The 21190-nt window shown below is 37.2% G+C and carries 22 protein-coding genes; 16 read left to right on the forward strand and 6 right to left on the reverse strand.

Annotated features, from left to right (window positions below; translation table 11 throughout):
- The first annotated feature begins 151 nt into the window (after positions 1-151).
- The 4 genes from Q763_RS07515 (at position 152) to Q763_RS07530 (ending at position 4556) form a co-directional block, all read left to right on the forward strand.
- A complete protein-coding gene (locus Q763_RS07515; RefSeq protein ID WP_035132805.1) occupies positions 152-1132 on the forward strand; it encodes a GlxA family transcriptional regulator in 981 nt (326 codons plus the stop codon).
- An 86-nt stretch (positions 1133-1218) separates the two neighbouring features.
- Entirely contained in the window at positions 1219-1635 is a 417-nt protein-coding gene (locus tag Q763_RS07520) for a hypothetical protein (RefSeq protein ID WP_035132807.1), read from the forward strand.
- A 111-nt stretch (positions 1636-1746) separates the two neighbouring features.
- Positions 1747-2892, forward strand: a complete 1146-nt coding sequence (locus tag Q763_RS07525) for an ABC transporter ATP-binding protein (protein ID WP_035132808.1) — start codon at positions 1747-1749, stop codon at positions 2890-2892.
- A 14-nt stretch (positions 2893-2906) separates the two neighbouring features.
- Positions 2907-4556 carry a hypothetical protein gene (locus Q763_RS07530; RefSeq protein ID WP_035132810.1) on the forward strand — a complete coding sequence of 550 codons (1650 nt, stop codon included), beginning with the start codon at positions 2907-2909 and terminating at the stop codon, positions 4554-4556.
- Here Q763_RS07530 and Q763_RS07535 read toward each other — a convergent pair.
- Positions 4553-4786: a VF530 family protein gene (locus Q763_RS07535; protein ID WP_035133050.1), complete on the reverse strand. Its 234-nt coding sequence runs from the start codon at positions 4784-4786 to the stop codon at positions 4553-4555. The two genes, Q763_RS07530 and Q763_RS07535, sit on opposite strands and share 4 nt — an antisense overlap.
- A gap of 135 nt (positions 4787-4921) precedes the next feature.
- Here Q763_RS07535 and smpB point away from each other — a divergent pair, with 135 nt between their 5' ends.
- Entirely contained in the window at positions 4922-5377 is a 456-nt protein-coding gene (gene smpB / locus Q763_RS07540; RefSeq protein WP_035132812.1) for an SsrA-binding protein SmpB, read from the forward strand.
- A gap of 38 nt (positions 5378-5415) precedes the next feature.
- On the opposite strand, the gene Q763_RS07545 is transcribed toward smpB, so the two are convergent.
- The gene (locus tag Q763_RS07545) at positions 5416-6063 is read right to left on the reverse strand and encodes a protein-L-isoaspartate(D-aspartate) O-methyltransferase (protein WP_035132823.1); all 648 of its coding nucleotides are present in this window, start codon (positions 6061-6063) and stop codon (positions 5416-5418) included.
- Between the two features lie 172 nt (positions 6064-6235).
- Here Q763_RS07545 and Q763_RS07550 point away from each other — a divergent pair, with 172 nt between their 5' ends.
- The 11 genes from Q763_RS07550 (at position 6236) to Q763_RS07600 (ending at position 17093) form a co-directional block, all read left to right on the forward strand.
- The gene (locus tag Q763_RS07550) at positions 6236-7204 is read left to right on the forward strand and encodes a Gfo/Idh/MocA family protein (protein ID WP_035132825.1); all 969 of its coding nucleotides are present in this window, start codon (positions 6236-6238) and stop codon (positions 7202-7204) included.
- Positions 7205-7288: 84 nt separating this feature from the next.
- Positions 7289-8476 (forward strand): carboxypeptidase-like regulatory domain-containing protein, encoded by a 1188-nt coding sequence (locus Q763_RS07555; RefSeq protein WP_035132827.1) that lies wholly within the window; start codon positions 7289-7291, stop codon positions 8474-8476.
- Between the two features lie 27 nt (positions 8477-8503).
- Positions 8504-9685 carry a carboxypeptidase-like regulatory domain-containing protein gene (locus Q763_RS07560; protein ID WP_035132829.1) on the forward strand — a complete coding sequence of 394 codons (1182 nt, stop codon included), beginning with the start codon at positions 8504-8506 and terminating at the stop codon, positions 9683-9685.
- 163 nt (positions 9686-9848) lie between these two features.
- The gene (locus Q763_RS07565; protein ID WP_035132831.1) at positions 9849-10739 is read left to right on the forward strand and encodes a 3-hydroxybutyryl-CoA dehydrogenase; all 891 of its coding nucleotides are present in this window, start codon (positions 9849-9851) and stop codon (positions 10737-10739) included.
- Positions 10740-10788: 49 nt separating this feature from the next.
- Positions 10789-11145 carry an SdpI family protein gene (locus Q763_RS07570; RefSeq protein ID WP_052123300.1) on the forward strand — a complete coding sequence of 119 codons (357 nt, stop codon included), beginning with the start codon at positions 10789-10791 and terminating at the stop codon, positions 11143-11145.
- Between the two features lie 11 nt (positions 11146-11156).
- Positions 11157-12371, forward strand: coding sequence for a DUF1015 domain-containing protein (locus tag Q763_RS07575; protein WP_035132834.1), 1215 nt, complete (start codon positions 11157-11159; stop codon positions 12369-12371).
- Positions 12372-12479: 108 nt separating this feature from the next.
- Positions 12480-13145: a YggS family pyridoxal phosphate-dependent enzyme gene (locus Q763_RS07580; protein ID WP_035132836.1), complete on the forward strand. Its 666-nt coding sequence runs from the start codon at positions 12480-12482 to the stop codon at positions 13143-13145.
- 60 nt (positions 13146-13205) lie between these two features.
- Positions 13206-14570: an exonuclease domain-containing protein gene (locus Q763_RS07585; protein ID WP_035132838.1), complete on the forward strand. Its 1365-nt coding sequence runs from the start codon at positions 13206-13208 to the stop codon at positions 14568-14570.
- A 40-nt stretch (positions 14571-14610) separates the two neighbouring features.
- Positions 14611-15435 (forward strand): ion transporter, encoded by an 825-nt coding sequence (locus Q763_RS07590; RefSeq protein WP_035132840.1) that lies wholly within the window; start codon positions 14611-14613, stop codon positions 15433-15435.
- Between the two features lie 3 nt (positions 15436-15438).
- Entirely contained in the window at positions 15439-16353 is a 915-nt protein-coding gene (gene miaA / locus Q763_RS07595; RefSeq protein WP_035132842.1) for a tRNA (adenosine(37)-N6)-dimethylallyltransferase MiaA, read from the forward strand.
- Positions 16353-17093: an acyl-[acyl-carrier-protein] thioesterase gene (locus Q763_RS07600; RefSeq protein WP_035132844.1), complete on the forward strand. Its 741-nt coding sequence runs from the start codon at positions 16353-16355 to the stop codon at positions 17091-17093. Before miaA ends, Q763_RS07600 begins: the two co-directional genes overlap by 1 nt.
- An 87-nt stretch (positions 17094-17180) precedes the next feature.
- Here Q763_RS07600 and Q763_RS07605 read toward each other — a convergent pair whose 3' ends face one another.
- The 4 genes from Q763_RS07605 to Q763_RS07620 form a co-directional block, all read right to left on the reverse strand.
- Positions 17181-17900, reverse strand: coding sequence for a response regulator transcription factor (locus Q763_RS07605; protein WP_035132845.1), 720 nt, complete (start codon positions 17898-17900; stop codon positions 17181-17183).
- A gap of 10 nt (positions 17901-17910) precedes the next feature.
- Positions 17911-19461, reverse strand: a complete 1551-nt coding sequence (locus Q763_RS07610) for a sensor histidine kinase (RefSeq protein ID WP_035132846.1) — start codon at positions 19459-19461, stop codon at positions 17911-17913.
- A gap of 71 nt (positions 19462-19532) precedes the next feature.
- Positions 19533-20120 (reverse strand): dephospho-CoA kinase, encoded by a 588-nt coding sequence (gene coaE / locus Q763_RS07615; RefSeq protein WP_035132847.1) that lies wholly within the window; start codon positions 20118-20120, stop codon positions 19533-19535.
- A 1-nt stretch (position 20121) separates the two neighbouring features.
- On the reverse strand, positions 20122-21117 hold the full coding sequence (locus Q763_RS07620) for a glycosyltransferase (protein WP_035132848.1): 996 nt from the start codon (positions 21115-21117) through the stop codon (positions 20122-20124).
- Positions 21118-21190 lie beyond the last annotated feature (73 nt).

Here is a 21190-nt window from a genome sequence, read left to right on the forward strand (position 1 = left end):
TAACAAAGATATAGCGCAGTAACAGCCCTTCACGGTGCAGGTATAGACATTTTAAGGGGCGGTTACCGACATAAATAATTTTATTACCTTAGCCTTAGTTTTCATGTTTATCGCTACCACCTTTACGTTTTACTAAATAGAAAAAGGAATTATGATACATGTATCGATACTGGTGCCAAACGAGGCTATAATGGCAAGCATAGTAGATCCCCGAACCATTTTTACAGGAGCAAACAATTTTCTTGAAGCTGCCGGGCACTCCCCTGTTTTTAATATTCAGTTTGTAGGACTGTCACGCGAGGTGGAATACCACGAAGGACTTTTTGCCGTGCGTACTGATGCCCTGCTGAAAGACATTAAAAAAACCGACCTGATTATTATACCTGCCATTAGCGGGCAACTGGAAAGGGCTATAGATATTAACAGGGATTTTATTCCGTGGATAATAAAACACTATAATAACGGCAGTGAAGTAGCGAGCCTTTGTATAGGTTCGTTTTTACTGGCATCTACAGGACTGCTTGACGGTAAAGAATGTTCCAGCCACTGGCAAACAGCAAACGAGTTTAGGCAAATGTTCCCCGATGTAACCCTTGTAGACGGACGCATTGTTACCGAACAGCACGGACTTTACTCCAGTGGTGGTGCTACCTCATATTGGAGCCTGCTGCTGCATTTGGTTGAAAAACATGCCGGTCGTGATATTGCCATTGTCGCCTCTAAGGTGTTTGCTCTTGAAATTGACCGTAAAAGTCAGTCACCATTCATTATGTTTAACGGACAAAAAAATCATGATGATGAGCCTATACGCAAGGCTCAGGAGTTTATAGAGCAAAACATTGCCGAAAAAATATCTATAGATGAACTTGCCGATAAGTTTGCCATAGGACGAAGACATTTTGACCGACGCTTTAAAAAGGCTACAAACAATACAGCAGGTGAATACATACAGCGCGTTAAAATTGAAGCTGCAAAAAAGCAACTGGAAACCAGTAATAAAAACATTAACGAAATAATGTATGAAGTAGGTTATAACGATACTAAAACCTTTAGAAACCTCTTTAAAAAACTTACCGGACTCTCCCCTGTTGAATACAGAAACAAATACAACAGGGAAACAATAGTTGCATAACTATAAAATTTAGTTAAAATTTGCAGTTTACCAGCAACCTTTTCAATACTGTTGCATCTAATTATCAAAAACAACGAAGAAGCATTATGAAGTACCTTAAGTTTTTAGCACTTTTTATAGGAATGACAACCCTTAGCGGATGTTTAAGTGACGATGAAAATTATTGTTCACAAACCGTACAACCCTATGTAACTCAGGTTACGGGGCCCGACACAGCCTTAACAGGTGAGGAAATAACCCTAAATGTATCATTTGGCATGACCGAAGGCTGTAGCACATTTGTAGCCTTTTATAACAATAACGTATATCCAAGAACTATTGCTCCGGCGGTACAATATGAAGGTTGTACCTGTAGCGGTGATGCAATTACAGGTACAGAAGAATATATATTCTCTGAAGACGAACCGGGTGAATACGAACTTAAGTTTGCAAATGGTGTAAATGAAGAAGGAACAGCTTTGACTTATATCTATAAAACCATTACAGTAAGCGATCCTGACTAATCGCATAAACTTTAGTTTATTTATATTGATGTATAGCCCTGCAAATTGCAGGGCTTTTTTTGTTAAATATTACTCTGATTTTGATATATTTGAAGCTTACACGCTTTACTTATGAACGAATTTGAAAAACAGTATCAGGAAATTTTAGACTTCCTGAAGTTTGAAGACTATCCGCTTGCCGTTAAACGTATTATTGACTTTACCCTCGATACTCAGGAAATAGGCTTTTACACAAAAACATGCAACCTGCTTAACTGGCTTGACAATAACCCTGATGACAATTCTAAAAAGGAAAAGCTACAGGAACTACTGGCAGAACTACATTCGGCATTAGTAAAGCGACCGCAACAAATAAGGCAAAACATACTTGAAGCCAGTGAGCTTACAAAAAAATACTCGGGCTTTTCCCTTGGTCCGGTTAACCTATCGCTTAATGAAGGAGATATTATAGGGCTTGTAGGTGAAAACGGTAACGGTAAAACAACCCTTTTACGCTCCCTGTGTGGTGAGCTTCACCCTACCAGCGGACATATTAGCTATAACTTTAAGCATGAAGATTTGTATGACCTGCGTACCAAGTTGGTTTACATACCGCAGCGAACAGATACCTGGTATGGTTCCATGATGGATAACCTGCTGTTTACAGCCACAAGCTACGGCTTTTCCCCACAGGAATCTCCGCTTGTGGTAGAACTGGTAGTTGCCAGGCTGGGACTTAGAAAATTCAGGAAACATAAATGGAAAGATCTTTCATCAGGCTATAAAATGAGGTTTGAACTGGCACGTATGCTGTTACGAAAACCTAAAGTACTGCTTATAGATGAACCGCTTGCCAATTTAGATATACTGGCACAACAAACCGTGCTGGAAGATTTTAAGGCCATCGCTAAATCGGCCTTCAGGCCAATAGGAATAATAATGAGTTCGCAGCAACTGTATGAGGTAGAAAAAACATCTGATGAGGTTATATTCCTGAAACAGGGAATACAAAAAAACCTCAAAGAAAACAATGAGGCTAACGATACTGAAAAACATTTAGTAATAGAGTTTGAAAGCGCCTGGTCACAAAGTAATTTAAACGATTGCCTGTTAAGTACAGGCTTGGTGAGCCTACAGTTTAACGGAGGTACTTATATCGCCACATTTAACGGTAATGTTACCATAAATCATTTTATGAAGGCAGTTATAGACCAAAATATACCGGTGGTTTATATACGTGATATTTCTAACTCAACCAGACGCTTTTTTGTTTCCTAAAAACCACACCAGCCATGTTTAAAAAAACACAAAACTATTTACTGCTTCACCACCCTTTGCTGTGGAATACAAAGTTTATCCCTGTAATCATAATAACCCTTATCATTAATATTTTATTTTTTGCCGGGGGGTACCTTACAGGAGCTGTAGATTTTAATGATCCATATCGTCTTAATGAATACAGGCATTATGAGCCAATGGCTATATTTCTAAACCTGATTATAGGTTTACTGGTTATTATAGTATGGCTTACATTTTACTTTAGAAACAATGGTTTTAAATCACTTTACCCTAAAAAAAACAACTCCTTATACAAGGAATGGCTTATTATATTAACTGTATGCCTGTTAACTTGCAGTAATACTGCGATATATGAATATGCCTTTGATTTAAGGGCAAGGAATTATTACAGTAAAGAAGAAGTAATAAAGAGAACAAACTTATTGAGTAGGACATCAATATTTGTAGACGGTCCGTTTCATCACTGGAGTCGTTTTGACAGAACACAGCGTAATGAACTTCTCGATTCATTAGAAAATAACAATCACAGGTATGAATATAAGGAATATGATGAAGAGATGGTAGTGATTCCGGAAGTTGAAGCTGTAACTAATGTATATAATGAAGGAAATAAATTATACAACCCTGAATGGGACACAGTATGTTATTTTGAGAACCAATATCCTATTACTTCTTTAATTAACAAACAAAATTTAAAATTCAGTATTCAGGAAAATATACATGATTCTATTAATGAATGGAGAGTAAAAACCTGGATGCTAAACAGGGAAAAAGACTCTATTAAAAAACTGCTTGATGATTTTTTTGTTTTAGTTAACGAACATAACTTACAAGCCAATATAACCTCAAAACAGTGGTTTGATTTTGTGTATAAACCAAATGATTATAATGATTACCAGATAGTAGGAAACGATGAATTTAATGAAATAAATGATGAAAGAAAATCACGGGACAATGAAGAGTATAAAACCAGAAACGACTTAGAAAATAATATCATTCAAAAAAACGGAAGTGTAACCATTGTCTTACCCAAATATTATGTACCGCTTCAACGTATGGAAAATACATACGACAGAATTTCCGGAGCTTACGTATCTCCTATTAATTACGGGGACATTCTTGGCATTATTTATTTTGCCTTTATAACATCTCTTGTTATTTTTTCTTTCAGGATATCTTCAGTTAAAAACTGGCTTATTTCAGTTATTTCATTGGGTATAACAGGCCTTATTACCTTTATTTTTTCACTTATAATAATTTATAGTTTAATAGAATACCACAGTCGTAGCCAGCCATTTACCTTTATTACGATATGGGCTGTAATACTAATAGTATGCCTTATATACTTTGTATATATTAACAGGCAAAAAACATCAAAAAAGCTTTCGGGTATAGTAGTAAACGCCCTTTTATGGATATTGCCATTTAGCTTGGTAATGGTATATTTCTATTTATACACATACTATGATGCCACAGCAATAAGAGATATTAACGGAAGTCGTATATATGAGATGACCGGATTAGAAAAAATTATACATAATAACGCTCTTGAATTTTTTTATATAAATCTGGGTTTTATATTACTATATATGTATCCGTTTACAAAACTTATAAAAAAATGGAAAGGTATTGCAGAGGCTTAGTCCTGCTGCATTTTTGGCAGGGTACGTATATACAGGTTTTCCACCTTTTTACGTGCCCAGTCGGTTTTCCTTAAAAAGGTAAGGCTCGACTTTACACTTGGATTCTCGTTAAAGCATTTTATTTTTATCAGTTCGCCAAGGGTATCAAAGCCATAAAAAGCCACAAGGTCTTCCACTATCTTTTTTAAGGTTATGCCGTGTAAAGGATCGTTTGATTGTTTTGTTTCCATAGTGTAAATATAGTCAGTATTTTTAATACCCATCGGAAAGGAGAATTACGCATACATTATCAATAAAATATAATTATTACAGGCAGGGCTAACCCCTTGCTGCATTAAACTATTGTACTTACCTTTGCAATCCTTATGCAAAAAACAGTTAACATACTAAACAAAAGAGCCCGCTTTGATTATGAGATACTGGAGCGTTATACAGCCGGTATCGTTTTGGCAGGATCTGAAATTAAATCCATTCGTTTGGGCAAGGCTTCTATTGCCGAAAGTTTCTGTGAATTTCACGGTCATGAGCTGTTTGCCATAAACACCAATATAGAAGAATACACCTATAGCAGAAGCTTTAGCCACGCTCCAAAAAGTGAACGTAAACTACTGCTTAACAAAAGAGAACTTAAAAGCCTTTTAAAAAGTGTACAAAACAAAGGTTTGACTATTGTTCCGCTTAGGCTGTTTACAAACGAAAAAGGACTTGCCAAACTGGAAATTGGACTGGCACGCGGTAAAAAGAATTACGACAAGCGTGATACCATTAAAGATCGTGATGTAAAGCGAGACCTGGACAGAATCAAAAAAATATACAAATAAAAAAAGGGTTGACATTAAGTCAACCCTTTTTTTATACGTTAGTTTTTATTTTCCAACAATGGTACAAACCTAAATTCACCAAATTCATGTTTTTCAAACTGGGTTTCGTTTTTTCTTATCAGCATTGTCATTATCTGTACACCCTGCTCGTTATCAACAGGGATAATAAGCCTGCCTCCTATTTTTAACTGCGCCATTAAAGGCTTAGGGATAAACGGAGCACCGGCAGTAACTATAACACTGTCAAACGGAGCAAAATTAGGCAGTCCTTTGTAGCCGTCGCCAAACGAAAGGTGTTTAGGTCTTATACCCAGTTTAGGCAGCAACAGCGACGTGGTTTTAAAAAGTTCCCTTTGTCTTTCCACACTGTATACTTTTGCCCCCATAGTACATAATACAGCGGTTTGATAGCCAGACCCCGTGCCTATTTCAAGTATTTTATGTTCGGGCTCTACTTCCAGTAATTGTGATTGGAATGCTACGGTGTAAGGTTGAGATATAGTTTGACCTGCCCCAATAGGGAAAGCCTTATCCTGATAGGCATAATCTTCAAAGCTGGAATCTAAAAAAAGGTGTCGCGGTATCTTTTTAATGGCCGCAAGCACATTTTTATCTGTAATCCCTTTTTGTTCCAAAACGCTTACCAACTGATTACGAAGCCCCTGATGTTTTCCTGTATCTCTCAATGCTGTATAATGTTTATTCTGTAAAAATAGAAAACATTTCACATAGGGTGCAATACTAAATGCACTATCATATTAACAATGCAGTATTCTCAAAAAACATACATTATTTTTAGTGCTGTGTTCTTGCGTTTTACAGCGAAATAGTTTTATTTTTGTTAAAAATTTTTTCTTTATGCTTAAAGTAGGAGTATTGGGCGCAGGCCATTTAGGGAAAATCCACCTGCGTTTACTCAACCAATCCCAAAAATATGAACTGGTAGGGTTTTATGACCCTAACAGCGCCAATGCCGATAAAGTGGCAAAAGAACACGGCTACCGTAAATTTGACTCTATAGAAGAACTTATAAATGCTGTGGATGTGGTAGATATTGTAACCCCTACCCTTTCACATCACGATTGTGCCAAAGAGGCCATTACTGCCGGCAAGCATGTTTTTGTTGAAAAACCTATCTCTAACACGGTAGAAGAAGCTGAGGAGATTATAACCCTTGCCAAACAACATAACGTAAAAGGACAGGTAGGACACGTAGAGCGTTTTAACCCTGCCTTTATGGCTACCCGCGAAAAGATTGCTAACCCTATGTTTATTGAAACCCACCGTCTTGCCGAGTTTAACCCTCGCGGTACAGATGTACCTGTGGTGCTGGATTTAATGATACACGACATAGATGTTATACTTAGCGTGGTAAAAAGTAAGGTAAAGGATATTAAAGCCAGTGGTGTTTCGGTTATTAGTGATACGCCCGATATTGCCAATGCCCGTATTGAGTTTGAAAATGGATGTGTGGCAAATCTTACAGCAAGCCGTATATCACTTAAAAACATGCGTAAGTCGCGTTTCTTCCAAAAGGATGCTTATATATCGGTTGACTTTTTAGATAAGATGTGTGAGGTGGTAAAAATGAAAGACGCTCCCGAAGAACCGGGCGATTTTGATATGATACTGCAAAATGCCGAAGGGCTTAAAAAGCAAATTTATTTTGAGAATCCTGAAATTGTGGCAAACAACGCTATACTGGATGAACTGGAAACTTTTGCCGATGCCATAAACAACAATACTACACCAATAGTAACGCTTGAAGATGGTACCGAAGCCTTAAGGATAGCTTACCGCATTATAGACTGTTTTGAGAAAAAGTAACAAGACATCTTATAAAAACCCCGGCTTTAAAAGTTGGGGTTATTTTTTTTATATTAGAGGCTTAAACCACAAGCCCAACCAACCATGAAAAAACTGTTTTTACTTCTGTTATTAGTTGTTACTACAAGCAGTATTGCACAAAACCTTTTAAAAGGTACCGTGAAAGACCTCTCCACACAGGAAAACATGGAACTGGTTACGGTTAGTACAATAGATCAGCAAAATAACACTATATCAAACACCGAAGGAAACTTTCAGTTAAGTTACCCAGACGGAACTGAAACCATATTACTTAGCTATTTGGGATATGCCCCTCTGGAGGTAAATCTTACAAACCTGCCACAGGATAACATTTTTTACCTTGAACCAACTGATTTTGAACTTGAGGAAATAGTAGTTATCAGTACACCACTTAACGAGTTTGTAGAACAGTTGGTTAAAAACTCATACAACCATTTAAATGCTCCGTTCCTGTTAAGTACCTATTACAGGGAGTTTGTAAAAATAAACGACACTTACAGTAAATTTTCAGACGGACTCATAGATTACAATGTAGACAAACGCCGTAAAGAGATTAAAAGTGACGTAGTAGTAAAACAGAGTCGGGCTTTTAAACTTAATGGTGATGAAGAAAGTATGCTTGCTGCCGAAATGACTTCTCCGCTTGATTTACGCAAAGCAGTTTCAAGAGACTGTAATTTTGGGGTATTGGATCATGTTTTCGGTAAAAAAGAATTTAAAAAATATTCCTTTATCGTTAAGTCACAAAAAGATGCAAATGGTAGTGATGTTCAAACCATATACTACGAACCATTACCAGAGATAGAAGAACCGTTATATGCCGGTAGTGTTACTTATGACCCTGCCAAGAACCTTATACTTGCCATGGAGCTTTACATGGCTCCGTCACACAGGCAGTATTCTAAGCTAAGAAATTTTCTGATTATCAAAGCAAGACTGGAAAACCTAGGCTATAAATGCCTGTTTAAGCTTACTAATGATAATTACATGCTGTCTTACTCCTGCGTATATGGTGATATTTACATCAAAAACAAAAAAAGGTTTGACGATAATATCATATTTAAAAGTGACCTTATCGTAACCAACTTCACGAGTGACCTGAGTTCCTTCAATAAAAAAGAAAAATACAGGGATAAAGATCTTTATCAGGCGGGAACAAATTATACCGAGGAGTTTTGGAAGAAAAACAACTCCATACTTTTAACTGCCGAAGAAGAAGAGATTATCAGTTCGCTAAAGGATGTAAAATAAACAGATTAACAAATCCGTTTATATGCCATGAAAAAACTCCTTACTCTTTTTTTAATGGCAGCAGGCGTTACTGCAGCATTAGCCCAAACTCCCGTTAAAGGAATTATTAAAGATGTCTCTACCGGGCTCACTCTTTCCCTTGTAAACATTACTACCGATGACGGAAAGTATGGTACAATATCAAATAGCGAGGGAAACTTCAGGCTCTATTACGGGCGGCAAACCAAAAAAATAAAACTGAGCTATTTAGGGTATTTTGATTATGAAATCCCCCTTAACGACCTCCCTAAAGACGGTGTATATTTTCTTGAACCAAAGAGTTTTGATTTAGAGGAAGTAGTTATAACCAATACCCCTATTAACGAACTGCTGGAACAGTTAATAAAAGAATCTAAAGCCAGACTAACTTCACCACTGGTGCTCAATACCTACTACAGGGAGTTTGTAAATTTTAATAATGAGTACGTTCAGTTTGCCGATGGTATTGTAGACTACAGGCTTCGCAAAAAAGGAAACAAAAACAATATAAAAACCGATGTTTTTATAAAGCAAAGCAGGGCACTACATTTAAAAGACTATAAGGAAGGTATGATGTACCTTCGCCCTGAAGACGTAAGGAAATCGGCAGCTAACCGCTGTGAGTTTGACCTTATCACTACCGAACTGCTTAAGGGCAATACCTATAAAAAATACAGTTTCAGTATCAAAACACAGCAGGATAGCGAAGGGCAAACCTTAAACACCATATCGTTTACCCCAAAAGAAGACGATGGCGACGACTATGTGGAAGGGACAATAGTATATAACCCCGAAACCAACCTTATATTAAGCATGGAAGCAAGGAGGTTCCTTTCAGACAAGGAAGCACACTCCTACAACATGCTAATAGCCCGTATACAAATGGTTGATTTTTATTATAAAAGCATCTTTACAACACAGGATAACGAGTACCGCCTGTATTATGCTTCACTTCACGTTGCTGCGAGGATATGGAAGAAAAACGGATATGATAACACCTATGTATTTAAAAACGACCTTGTGGTAACTAAAACCGGTAAAGATGAGTCGGTTTTTGAAAACGGAATCAAAATGGATAAAAGATCTATTTATGAAATGGGACAAAACTACAGCGAAAAATACTGGGAAACAGGCAATGTATTACCTCTAACTGATAAGGAGCAGCAAATAATAAATTCACTGGAGTATTAACCTCATAAAACTATCATATTAGCCTGTATAACCATTTATTATTACGAATTTGAAAAGAAATTCATTACAAAAACGTTTTCTGTTGCAAATTTGCCATTATTGTTACTAATTTTACCGTCAAATTTTCATAAATTCGGCAAACTTTAAACAAACAGACTTTATAATGAAAAACATAGCAGTAATAGGTGCAGGAACAATGGGTAACGGTATTGCCCACACCTTTGCACAAAGCGGATTTACAGTAAAACTTATTGATATATCAGAAAAATCACTGGACAAAGGTATGGCTACTATAGCCGGTAACCTTGACAGGATGATTGCAAAAGGCACTATTACCGAAGAGGATAAAGCTAAAACAATAGGTAACATTATTACCTATACCGATATTAAAGATGGTGTTGTAGGGGTTGACCTTGTGGTTGAAGCCGCTACCGAAAACGTAGACCTTAAACTAAACATATTCAAACAGCTTAACGAGTACTGTGAGGAAAACACTATTTTGGCAACAAATACGTCGTCTATCTCTATTACTCAAATTGCAGCTGTTACAACAAGACAGGACAAAGTAATTGGTATGCACTTTATGAACCCGGTGCCAATTATGAAACTGGTAGAGATTATTCGTGGTTACAATACTTCTGACGAAGTTACCAAAACCATTATGGACCTTTCGGTTAAACTAAGTAAAGTTCCTGTAGAAGTTAACGATTACCCAGGCTTTGTGGCAAACCGTATACTTATGCCAATGATTAACGAAGCTATCGAAACACTTTACAACGGTGTGGCGGGTGTATATGAAATTGACACGGTAATGAAACTGGGTATGGCTCACCCTATGGGTCCGTTACAACTTGCCGATTTTATTGGTCTTGATGTATGCCTTTCTATACTTAACGTTATGTACGACGGATTTAAAAATCCTAAATACGCACCATGCCCATTATTGGTTAACATGGTACGCGCCGGTAAACTGGGCGTTAAATCAGGTGAAGGTTTCTACGATTATTCTGAAAGCAAAAAAGCCGAAAAAGTGGCAAAAATGTTTGCAAAGTAGTATATTTAAAGACGGGTTTTTCAACCCGTCTTTTTTAACTCTTTAAGTCATGGAAATAAATTGGGATAGCCAGTCACTTTTAGTTTTAGGCATGTCGGGACTTGTATTCATTTTAGCGGGAGCAGTTATGTATATTTTTCCTCCCAAAAAAATCAATCACTTTTACGGTTACCGCACACCAAGATCAATGGCATCACAGGAGCGATGGGATTTTTCACAAAAATACTCTTCGGTGTTACTTATCATAAGCGGGGTTGTTTTGGTTCCGCTGGGAGTTATCATATCTTTACTTCCTATCAGTCGAAATACTGATATCTTATTAAGCATCCCACTCCTACTGCTTTCAGTATTATTATTTTTTATTAAAACCGAACGCGAACTGAAAAAGCGTTTTGGTAAAAATTAAACTTTACACAATTGGCAAAAATAGTTCCGTTTAAAGCTGTGCGCCCTACGCGCGACAAGGTGAGTTTGGTTACATCGCGATCATACGAAGAGTATACTCCTGCCGAACTGGCATCACAGCTTGATTATAACCCTTTTTCGTTTTTACACATACTTAACCCTGCTTATGTAAACCTGCATAAAATATCTACCGCAACAAGATTTAAGGGGGTACAGTTAAAATATCAGGAGTTTAAGGAAGAAGATGTTTTTAAAAAGGAACCAAACCCTGTATTCTTTCTGTATGAGATACAAAGTAAAAACAACACCTTTACGGGTATTATTGCAGGCACATCTATAGAAGATTACAAGAACAATGTGATAAAGAAACATGAAGATACGCTTGCCTATCGCGTAGAACTGTTTAAGGATTACCTACACCAAACAGGTTTTAATACCGAACCGGTGCTTATTACCTATCCGCAAAACAACGAACTACAGCAATGGATAGACAAACGCAAACAGAAAAGACCGCTATACCTGTTCTCATCTCTTAATAAAGACAAACACACCATTTGGCGTATTAAGGAAGATGAAGAGATACAGTGGGTACAGGAACAGTTTGAAAAAATGGGTAACCTGTACATTGCCGACGGACATCACCGTTCGGCTTCGGCAGAAATGCTGTATGATCAGGATAAAGATTCGGGCAATACAAACCTGAACCATTTTATGAGCTTCCTTATATGCGAAACCAATTTAAAGATATACGAATACAACCGCATAGTTAACGACCTTAACGGACTTACAAAACATGCTTTCCTTAAAGCTCTGGAAAAAGATTTCACGATAGTAAACAAAGACCAGGAGCTATGGAAACCAAAACAAAAATATCAGTTTGGTATGTACTTGGACGGTGATTTTTATGCCCTTACGTTAAAAAACACTAACTTTAATTCGGTTATGGATGGGCTTGACGCCCAGATTCTTTATACAAAAGTACTTAACCCACTACTGGGAATTGGTGATTTACGTAACGATGAGCGCATTGCCTACATACCGGGCAGTAAACCTGTAACTGCCATTAAGGAAATGGTAGACGGGGGCGATTTTGAAGTGGGCTTTATGCTCTACCCTGCCTCTATAAACGAGATTAAGGAGCTGGCAGACAACAACCTAATTATGCCGCCAAAAAGCACATATATTGAACCAAAATTCAGGAGCGGACTTGTAGTGTATGAGATTTAAATTTCATATCTTCATATAACACAAACAGTACTTTTCTTAGCAAATAGTATTAAATTTGTTATTCGGGACGATTCGTAAAATCAGCCCTAAATACCACAATTGAAAAAAATGTCGATAAAAGAAAATTTACTTTCCATAAAAGAGGCCCTGCCACCACATGTTACCCTTGTGGCAGTAAGCAAAACCAAACCCGTTAGCGACCTTATGGAAGCTTATGATGCCGGACAGCGTATTTTTGGCGAAAACAAAATACAGGAAATGACCGATAAGCATGAGCAAATGCCTAAGGACATTGAATGGCATATGATAGGCCACGTACAAACCAATAAGGTAAAATACATGGCTCCGTTTGTTAGCCTAGTACATGGCGTGGACAGCCTTAAACTACTTAAAGAAATAAACAAACAGGCCAAAAAGAACAACAGGGTTATAAACTGCCTGCTGCAAATGCACATAGCCGAAGAGGATACCAAATTCGGGCTGTATGAAGCCGAACTTAACGAGATACTGGAGTCGGACGAATTTAAGCAAATGGAAAACATAAAAGTTGCCGGACTTATGGGTATGGCTACTTTTACCGACAGCGAACACCAAATTGAAAAAGAGTTTAGTTACCTTAAAGGTATATTCGACAGGCTACAGGAACACCCCGAGAAATCTAACTTTAAGCCCGAAACACTTTCTATGGGAATGAGCGGCGATTATAAGCTGGCTATTTCCTGCGGAAGCACCATGATTCGCGTGGGTAGTAGTATTTTTGGTTCAAGACATTAAATTTTGGGATTTTTATCCGAAATTTGCAGCTTTAAAACTTTAAACAGATAAACATACTTTTTGTACGCAATACTTGACATAGAGACGACCGGAGGACAGTATAATGAGGAAGGAATAACCGAGATTGCCATTTATAAATATGACGGGCATGAGGTAGTAGACCAGTTTATCAGCCTTGTAAACCCCGAGAAACCCATTCAGCCTTTTGTGGTAAAGCTTACCGGTATTAATAATGCCATGCTTCGCAGTGCGCCTAAGTTTTATGAGGTTGCCAAGCGTATTATTGAAATTACCGAAGGCTGTATTATAGTGGCACATAACGCCCAGTTTGATTACAGGGTACTACGCACTGAGTTTAACCGACTGGGATATAACTACGAGCGTCAGTCACTATGTACTGTTGAACTTTCACAAAAACTGTTACCCGAACAAAAATCACACAGTCTTGGCAAGCTGGTTCGTGCACTGGGAATACCAATGAGCGACAGGCACCGTGCAACCGGAGATGCTATGGCAACCGTGCATCTGTTCAAATTATTACTGTCTAAAGACACCACTAAGGAAATTGTAAAAAGCCTGATTAAAACCGATCAGAAAAAAGGAATCCCTCCTAAGTTATTTGATATACTGGAAGGTATCCCTGCGGTTACAGGACTTTACTACATATATAAAGAAAACGGCGACCTGATATACATTGGCAAGAGCCGAAACATAAAGAAAAGGCTGCACCAGCATTTTACGGCAACATCGGGTAAATCAAAACGTATTCAGCGTGATACCTATGCTGTTAAGTATGAAGAAACCGGAAGCGAACTTATTGCTTTGCTTAAAGAATGCCAGGAAATAAAAGTAAACAAACCTGTGTACAATCGTGCCCAGAAGAAAACGGTTTTCCCTTGGTCTGTTTACGTTGAAAAAAACAGTGACGGTTACCTGTGCCTAAGCCTGCAAAAAACCGACGGTCGTAAAAAGGAAGTGGTTTCGTTTTCAAGTGTTACCGATGGTAAAAATGCCCTACATAGAATTGTTGAGCAATACAACCTTTGTAAAAAAATAAACGGACTTGAGAGTCCGTCAAAACCGAGTTGCTTTGGTCTTGAACTCAATACCTGTAACGGTGCCTGTGTAGGTAATGAACCTGCCGAAGAGTACAACAAACGTGTACAGGAGTTTGTAGATAATAACAGCTTTTATAATCAAAGCATGATTATTATAGACCGTGGCCGTACTGTAGACGAACGCAGTGCCGTGCTTATTGAAAAAGGTGAATATAAGGGCTATGCCTTTTATAACCTGAACTACCAGATCACTAAACCGGATATTTTAAAAAACATCCTTATCCCTATGGATAATAACAGGGATGCTAAAAACATTATTAAAAGCTATATAAGGAAAAAGAAAGCTTTAAAAATAGTGCGTCTGTAAGAGTTTTAGTAATTTTGATGGTAATCAACACTCTACTGCATTGAAAAAAGGCATAATCAGCGACGATTTCAGGAAAAAACTACACGTTATAATTTACGAGGCCGATACTCCGGCAGGTCGTTTTTTTGATCTTGCCCTGCTATTTGTTATCATTATAAGTATAGTGGCAGTAATGCTGGAAAGCGTAACATCCATAAGGCTGCTTCATGGTAAGGAACTTGCCGTTACCGAATGGATTATAACCATACTTTTTACACTTGAATATATTGCACGTATTATTGCATTGAAAAAACCATTAAACTATATTTTTAGCTTTTATGGTATAATCGACCTGATCTCTACCCTGCCTAAATACATTGATGTACTTTTCCCTGGATTAGGTTTCCTTATATCTATAAGGGCACTGAGGCTATTAAGAGTTTTCAGGATTTTAAAGCTGAGTCAGTTTGTAGGGGCATCAAACCAATTATTAACAGCACTCCAAAAAAGCCGTGTAAAAATTGCCGTATTTTTGTTTACGGTCGTTATACTGTGTATCATTTTAGGTACACTTATGTTTATAATTGAGGGTCCGGAGAGTGGCTTTACCAATATACCTGTTAGTATTTACTGGACTATAGTAACCCTAACCACCGTTGGGTTTGGCGATATTACACCCGTCACTCCTCTAGGTCAGTTTGTATCGGTTATTATCATGATTATGGGTTATGGTATTATAGCTGTACCTACCGGGCTGGTTACCGCACAGTTTATACAGGAGCGAAGTGAAAACAGTAATACACAGGTGTGCCCTAACTGTAATGCAGACCACCATAAGGATAATGCCAACTATTGTTATAACTGTGGGCATCACTTACATAATTAACTCATGAATAATACAGATAAAAAATATCTTATTACCGTTATAGGTCCTACAGCCATAGGCAAAACTGCCATGGCTATTGAGCTTGCCAGGCATTTTAACTGCGAGATACTTTCGGCAGACAGCAGGCAGTTTTTTAAGGAAATGAATATTGGTACTGCTGTTCCAAGCGAAGAGGAACTCGCCGCAGCACCCCATCATTTTATACAGAACATTAGTGTTTTTGACGAATACAATGTAGGCGATTTTGAACGCGATGCCATAAATAAACTCGACGAACTGTACACTCAAAATAATTTTGCTGTATTGGTTGGCGGATCTGGGCTGTACATTGATGCTGTTTTAAAAGGCTTTGACGATTTCCCGGATGTAGACTCCACTGTTAGACAGGAAATAATAAACAATTATGAGGAAAATGGAATTACATGGCTACAGCAGGAACTGGAAAAAAGAGACCCTGTACATTATGCTAATGTAGCCATAGAGAATCCGCAACGAATGATGCGCGCCCTTGAAGTATGTATCAGTTCGGGGAAACCCTACTCTTCTTTCCTAAATATCAAAAAGAATTCAAGACGCTTTACCCCTATTGTCATTGGGCTGGATGCCGAAAGAGAAGTGATGTACGACCGTATTAACCACCGTGTGGACATCATGGTAAACAACGGACTTATTGAAGAGGCAAAAGCACTTTACCCGCATAAAAAGTTAAATGCTTTACAAACTGTGGGATACCGCGAATTATTCAGTTACTTTGACGGCGATTTTACCAAAGAATTTGCCATAGAGGAAATAAAAAAGAATACACGACGCTTTGCTAAAAGGCAAATGACATGGTTTAAACGTACCGAAGGCGTGCATTGGTTTGATTTCAATACCAACCCGCTGGAAATTATTAATTACATAGAAAACTCACTATAATGCCAATATCACCACAATTCACATCGGTTTTTACACAAAACTGGGAAATCAATTTTTTACAGTGCCTGCCCAGCGGACACTTAAAACATACTGAACTGTGTAACCTTATGCAACTTACTGCCGGTGCACATGCCGAACTGGGAGGTATGAGCTTTACCGATATGCAGGTACACGACCAGGCATGGGTACTTAGCCGTATGAGAGTTGAAGTGGATGAATTACCTAAATGGCGTGATACGGTTACAGTAAAAACATGGATTATGGACCTGCAGGGATCACGATCTGTAAGGGCACTGGAAATGTATATAGGCGATAAAAAAGTAGCGGGAGCCCTAACCTACTGGGCGGTTATAAATACCAAACTGCGCAAGGCCGAAGCTTTGGTTTTACCCCATGAGCATTTTGAAAAATATCCGGAAAGTATGCCTACTCAAGAGGCGTTTAAAAAGGTAGAAATTACACGAGAAAGTGAAGTTGCTACCGAAAGAACAGTATTACTATCTGACCTTGATATTGTGTTCCATGCCAATAATGTAAAATATTTGGAATGGTGCCTTGACACGGTAGATTTTAAACCTTTACTAAAACAACAGCTTAAAAGCTTTGATATGAATTATCTAAGAGAGCTGAAGCTTGGAGATAAAATATCAATTAACAAGGGACAGCAGGATAATCAAACCTATTTTACCGTACAAAAAGACGATAAACCTAGTTTTGCCCTGGAGCTTAACTGGAAATAAAGTATAAAAAAAGACTGCCTGAAAAACAAGTATGAGATCGAATTCATAAATTTTTCAGGCAGTCTGCAAAAGTGGATTACTTAGCTTTTATTTTTCTTCTACTTTGTTTTTAACCACTAAACGGAAACCTTCTCCGTGAATATTAAGGATTTCAACATCCTCATCCGGTTTAAGGTATTTTCTAAGCTTAGCGATATATACGTCCATACTTCTAGACGTAAAGTAGTTATCGTCTCTCCAAATTTTTGTAAGTGCAAGCTCTCTTGGCATCAGGTCATTTTCATGAAGTGCAAGCATTTTTAGAAGCTCATTTTCTTTAGGCGAAAGTTTTATTGGCTCTTCTTTATCAAACGTTAGGAAACGTAGTTTTGAGTTAAGATGGAACCTTCCTATCTGGAACTCAAACTTAGCATTATCTGTTTTCGTTTCAGATGCTTTTCTTTGAATGATAGCCTTAATTTTCATTAAAAGCACCTCACTGTCAAAAGGTTTGTTAAGGTAATCATCTGCCCCAACTTTGTAACCTTTTAATACATCTTCCTTCATAGACTTAGCTGTAAGGAAAATAATAGGCACTTCTTTATTTTTTTCTCTAATTTCTCTGGCAAGTGTATATCCATCCTTATAAGGCATCATCACATCAAGGATACAAAGGTCGAAATTGTCCTTTTTAAATTTCTCGAAGCCTTCCATACCGTTTTTGGCTAGTGTAACTTCAAAATCATTAATTGACAGATAATCTTTTAAAACCGCTCCAAAATTTGGGTCGTCTTCTACTAAAAGAATTTTTTTGTGTGTTTCTTCCATATCTCTTTTTTTAATTTATTAGCGGCATCTTTATAATAAAAGTACTGCCTTTACCTTTTTCACTTTCTACGTAAATGTGACAGTTATGATCGTCTATTATCCTCTTAACGTAGGCTAATCCTAATCCGTGTCCTTTCACATTATGCAAATCCCCTGTGTGCTCCCTGTAAAACTTCTCAAAAATTCGTTTTTGAGTGTTTTTAGACATCCCCAAGCCTTTATCGGTAATTTTGATTAAAACAAAATCCTTTACATTCTCGGTGTAAACATCTATTTCAGGTACGCCCTCAGAATATTTAATAGCATTGTCAAGAATATTCACTATTACATTAGTAAAGTGTACATCGTTTAACAACACTGTTGTTCTGGTTGCATGGAAATGACGTGTTAGCTGTCCTTCCCTTGCTTCAATAATTAAATGAACGTGCTCTATGGCATCTTCAATAATATCGTGTATATCGGCCTGATCTTTAGTCAGATCGAGTTCCTTTCTGTCCAGTTTAGAAATTTGAAGCACATTCTCTACCTGAGAGTGCATCCTTTTATTCTCTTCCCTAATCATTTGCAGGTACCGCTGTACCTTTTCGGTATCGCCTAAAATTTTTGGGTTCTTAATCGCATCCAGTGCAAGGTTTATTGTTGCAATAGGCGTTTTGAACTCATGTGTCATGTTATTAATAAAATCGGTTTTAATTTCCGATATCTGCTTTTGTTTAATAAGCTGATTAATGGCACTTAAATAAGCAATAATTATAATGAGCGTAAATACAATTGACAATGAAGTTATACCCAGAAGCTTTGTTAATATATACTTTTGTTTATTAGGAAAACTAACATTAAGCCTGTAATCTGGTTTATCTCCTACACCACTGTTTCCTGAAAACAATGTTATACCATAATGACTTTCATTAAAGCTAAATCCCTTGGACTGCATTTTTGTAGCAAGCCCGTCCTTGTAAACAACATATTCAAAATAAGTATCAATACCACTCCCTTCCATCTCGGCTTTGAGAGTACGTACCAACGACTCTTCAGAAATACGGCTTTCTATTGGCCTACCTTCATTATAGTATTCAAAAAGCAGCTGAATTTTAAGGCTTTCCCTCTTTTCATTCTCCTTTTTAGCATTATTCATTGACTGCTTAACAGCATCAATAGTCATGCCATTTTCACCCGAATTTTCTGTTAAAGAATTGTTTTTTGAAACAGATGCGTTATCAATGATTTCCAACTCTTCTTTATAACTCTGAGTTACTATGTCTGAGTATATTATATTGTTTCGTTCCCTTATATTTCCTTTATAAAGATAATTAGCAAAATCAGCCTGATTTGGCACATGCCCTACACTATCTTTAATATGGAAATATAACCTGTAAAAATTTTCTTTTTCCTCACTTTCCAGCTTTAATGAAACCTTGTTCATTAACCGCTGTACATCGGACTTAAATTGTTCTTCTCCGTTTTTAAATGATATATTGATCCAGTATAGCTGTACTAAAATGATACCTATCAATGAAAGGCTCATAAAAAACACTAATAACCGGAATCTTGTTTTATTCATCAATACAAAATTAACATTTTAACAATTATACTCTTAATATATTAACCAAAGATTAACAACGATAGCATTTTTTACATTTTATTCAATTCTGAAAAAATTTTATGTGCTTCATTTTTAGCTATATCCCTGTCAATATTATGTATTATATAGTCACTTAAAGCTGCTTTTTTTTCTTCATCCCACTGATTTGACATTCTATTTAAAACCTGTTCTTCGGTCACATTGTCACGTTGCATGACTCTTTTTATTCTCAGGTCTTTGGGCGCTGTCACCAGTATTACTTTATCGCAATCTTTATAACTCCCGCTTTCAAATAATATTGCGGCTTCCTTTATCACAAAATTTTGCGAATTATGCATTTTTACCCATTCCAGAAAATGTTCCTTTACTTTTGGATGAATAATTCTGTTTAATAAGGTAAGCTTCTCGGGGTTATTAAAAACAACCCCTGCCAATTTGGCTTTATCAGGCAAACCATCTGTAAAAACTGTTTCGCCAAATACCTCCTTTACTTCTGCAACAGCAACCGGCAGGAACAATATTTTTTTTGCCTCCTCATCGGCTATATATACCGGTACACCAAGTGAGGCAAAATAGTTTGCCATGGTGCTTTTACCACTACCTATACCTCCCGTTAAACCAATAATTTTTGTACCCATATTATTTAAAAAATAATTTAGGAAATGCTGTTTCCGGTTTTTGCTTTAATAACTGTACTTTATATAGTGACAATGCATAACCGGTGCCGTAACCATAAAACTGAATAAAGACTGCCACAACCGAAAGTAAACCTATTTTAAGGCTTTTATTTTGTATGGCCGACAGTACAAACAGTAAACAGAAGTACAAAATATAAACATCTATAAAAAAATGCACATTAATTAACAGTACTATAAGAGAAAGCAGTAATCCAAACATAAAAAGTGACGGAAATAAAAACACAGGCTTTTTATATTCGGGATGCCAAACATCCAGTATTGGTCTTGCTTTTCCAAACTTATTTACCTGTATGTAAAACTTATTCCAGTCTATTCGTCGTTTGTGGTATACATAACTGTCTTTAAAAAGCATGGTGGTAAATCCCTGTTTCCATAGCCGTATTGAAAGATCGGGGTCTTCACCCGGGTGAATGTTCCCAAAACCACCCGAAGCCTCAAATGCTTTTTTGGAAATCCCCATATTAAAACTACGGGGCTGGAATTTTTCTATTTTTTCTGATTTTCCTCTTACTCCTCCTGTAGTTAAAAAAGAAGTCATTGTAAAGTTAATGGCTTTTTGCACATCACTAAAAGAATCAAGCGCAGCATCAGGTCCGCCGAAACAATCAGTATATTGCTTTTCAAGATTATCGGCAACACTTTGCATGTATTGCGGTGGTAGTATACAATCAGAATCCAGAATAATAAAATAATCTCCTTTTGCTACCCTCATGCCGTAGTTACGGGAATCTCCAGGACCACTATTTGGCTTAAAATAATAGGAAACACTAAGCCTGTCGCTGTAATTATCAACAACATCTTTACAGGTAACGGTAGAACCATCTTCTACAATTACAACTTCAAACTCTGATTTAAATGTTTGGACTGTAAGGCTTTCCAGTAATTCCTGTATTTCGTCGGGCCTGTTGTAAACAGGTATAACAAGAGAGAAAAACATTAAGCTAGCTTTTTTTAACAAAGTTAGTCTTAAAAAAGTAAAAAGCCACCATAAAACTGGTGGCTTTTCTATT

The organism is Flavobacterium beibuense F44-8, assembly GCF_000769915.1.
GTDB classification, from domain to species: domain Bacteria; phylum Bacteroidota; class Bacteroidia; order Flavobacteriales; family Flavobacteriaceae; genus Flavobacterium; species Flavobacterium beibuense.